Source organism: Segatella sp., assembly GCF_977051555.1.
This window is the reverse complement of the sequence record NZ_CDRSSE010000084.1, coordinates 1-3,080: the sequence shown is the minus strand read 5'-3', so window position 1 is coordinate 3,080 and position 3,080 is coordinate 1. Positions and strand designations below refer to the sequence as shown.

The 3,080-nt window shown below is 45.9% G+C and carries 2 protein-coding genes; both read right to left on the bottom strand.

From position 1 onward, the window contains the following. On the bottom strand, nucleotides 1-1,874 hold a 1,874-nt coding region (locus tag ACWJAO_RS13125; protein ID WP_449140575.1), incomplete at its 3' end, for a glucosamine-6-phosphate deaminase. Nucleotides 1,875-1,925: 51 nt separating this feature from the next. Further along, the gene (locus tag ACWJAO_RS13120; RefSeq protein WP_449140574.1) at nucleotides 1,926-2,891 is read right to left on the bottom strand and encodes an ROK family protein; all 966 of its coding nucleotides are present in this window, start codon (nucleotides 2,889-2,891) and stop codon (nucleotides 1,926-1,928) included. Between the last annotated feature and the right edge of the window lie 189 nt (nucleotides 2,892-3,080).

The window sequence follows — 3,080 nt, the reverse complement described above, 5'->3', positions numbered from 1 at the left end:
TCATCATTACCCAAGAAAGGAGCACTCTCCATCTGCGACTGATGCTTGAGAATAGAGTTACGCTTTGCCCGCAACTCCTCAGGGCTCAATGGAACACACATTTCGATATTCTCAATCTCCCATTCTGCCCAGGCACCACGATACATCCAGATGCGACAGTCCTTCAACCATTCTGCACCCGCTTTCTTCTCTTCGTCGATAGCTGCCAGAACGGCATCGGTACACTTCTTGTGGGTTCCGTGAGGATCAGCAAGGTCGCCGGCAACATAAATCTGATGTGGCTGCACCTTCTGCAACAGAGCTCTCACTATCTCTACATCCTTCTCGGTCATTGGCAACTTTTCTATCTTGCCGCTCTCATAGAATGGCAGGTCGAGGAAGTGGACATGGTCAAGCGGAATATCGTTATAGGTACAAGCGGTACGAGCCTCACCACGGCGAATCAATCCCTTGATGGTCAGGATATCTCTTGTATCGAAGTCACTCTCCTTCTTCTTGGCAAAGAAGGTCTTGATTTCCTTATATTTATTAGAGATGATGCTGTCTTTTGAGTCTGCAAAAAGCTGGTTGAAACCATTGATAAAGTGCATGAATCTTGTTACTTCCTCATCACCCACAGCAATGTTTCCTGATGTTTCGTAAGCTATATGCACATCGTGGTTCTGCTGTACCAGTCGCCGGATGGTTCCTCCCATTGAGATAACATCATCGTCTGGGTGTGGAGAGAATACGATAACCTTCTTAGGGAATGGTGTTGCACGCTCTGGGCGATAGGTATCATCGGCATTTGGCTTGCCACCTGGCCATCCGGTAATGGTATGCTGCAAATCATTGAAAATCTTGATATTGGCATTGTAGGCAGAACCATAGAGTGCCAGAAGTTCACTCAGTCCGTTCTCATTATAATCCTTATTGGTCAACTTCAGGATAGGCTTACCGAGTTTCTGGCAGAGCCATACCAGTGCAGAACGCACCAGTTTATCACTCCACTGGCATGAAGTTACGAGCCATGGATGCTCAATACGTGTCAGATGATGAGCAGCACCCAGGTCGATGACAACATGAGCATTCGGATGAGTCTGGAGGAATGATGCCGGCAAGGTATCTGTGATAGAGTTCTCCACCACCTTCTGCATAATCTCTGCCTTCTCTTCGCCCCAGGCTGTCAGATAGATGCTCTTGGCTGAGAGTAAGGTAGCGATACCCATGGTGAGCGAACATGGAGGAATAGTTTCCTTGGTCTGCTCACTGTTCTCCATCTCTTCGCGAGAGGTATTGCCGATGAGGATGATACGGGTCATCGACTGGATGCCCGAACCTGGCTCGTTGGCTGCAATATTACCCGAACGGCCTATACCTATGAGGGCTACATCGAGACCGCCAAAGGTCTTGATACGCTGCTCATAAAGACGGCAACTGTCCTGTACGGCATCCTGTGCCACAAAACCATCCAGTGTAAAGATGTTCTGCTCAGCCACATCCACATGATCAAGGAAACGCTCCTTCAACTGGTTGATGGTACGGAGAGAGCTGTCCTTCTGGAGCGGATAATATTCGTATGCATTGAATACAACAACATTGCGGAAGCTCAGGGTCTTCTCGTTGTAACGGCGAACGAGTTCATCGTATACAGAATAGAGAGAAGAACCGGCACCCAGCGCCATCACATAGAATTTACCTTCCTGCTGTGCCGCCTTGATACCAGCTTCTATTTTATCAGCTACATGACTGGCACCTTCTGCCATAGAGGCAAAGATATCTGTATGAATCTTCTCCATTCTGGAGATTTCAGAGTATTCTACAGTCGTCTTTGGCTTGTAGAACTCTACAGGTACTTTATTGAGTACGATTTGCGAACTAAGATTGAGTCTCATATCTTTATCTATATTTAAATAGGTTATGTTATATTTTTTTTTTATGACGGATTAGAGTTCAGATGCCATTGCCGCAGCACCCAGGATGGCAGCCTTGGCTCCATCCAGTCCGCTCATCAGGAACTTAGCCTTACCTTTATATAATGAGAGCACATGCTCGTTATATGCTTCTTCAATAGGACGGAAGAGCAGATCGCCAGCCTGTGCCAATCCTCCGAAGAAGATAAAAGCCTCCGGGCTCAGAAAGGTAGCTATCTCTGCACAGGCCTTGCCTATTCTTGTACCGGTTTGTCTGAACACTTCCTGTGCCAGTGTATCTCCTGCCATGGCTGCCTTATAAACTGCATAAGATGTAATTTCTTCCCTTGGAATGTTTCTCAGCTCAGTTGCCCCAGTTGATGCTTCGAGCATGGCCAAGGTAGTGCGAACCACGCCTGTAGCCGAACAGTAGGTTTCCAGACAACCCTTTCTGCCACAGCCGCATGGTCTTCCGTCAGGATCTACCACCATGTGTCCCAACTCACCGGCGAAACCGTCACAACCATAAATCAGCTGCCCGTTAGCCACGATACCTGATCCTACGCCTGTCCCGAGGGTGAGTTCTACGAAGTTTTTCATGCCAACCGCAGCACCATATTTCATTTCTCCCATAGCAGCCGCATTTGCATCATTGGTAATAGCAACCGGAATGCCCAGTTTCTCTGCAAACATGTCAGCCAGCGGTACAATGCCCTTAGCCCATACCAGGTTTGCCGCATTTTCAATGGTTCCCTTGTAGTAGTTACCACAAGGCGCACCAATGCCCATGGCACGAATTTTCTCCATACCACCTACCTGTTCTACTATCTGCATCACAGCTTTTACCGATTCTTCTACGTATTGTTCCACGCGTTGGAATGCCTGGGTCTTGATTGAGACTGTAGATATTATTTCTCCATCCCCATCAACGATACCGAAAACGGAATTGGTGCCACCCAAATCCAAGCCAATCACTAAAGACTTTACATCGTATTCCATAATTCTTTTAATAAAATAGATTAAAAACAAATAATGAGGAGCAGCACAAACTGCCATTTATTAAATTCTTTATTAATATTTACCACATTACTAAAATATTTTATTTTGCAAAGTTACTAGTTTTATCAAACACTACAACAAAAATAGCGTTAATATTTCTAAAACAGAAACATTTTTTATACTTTAAGC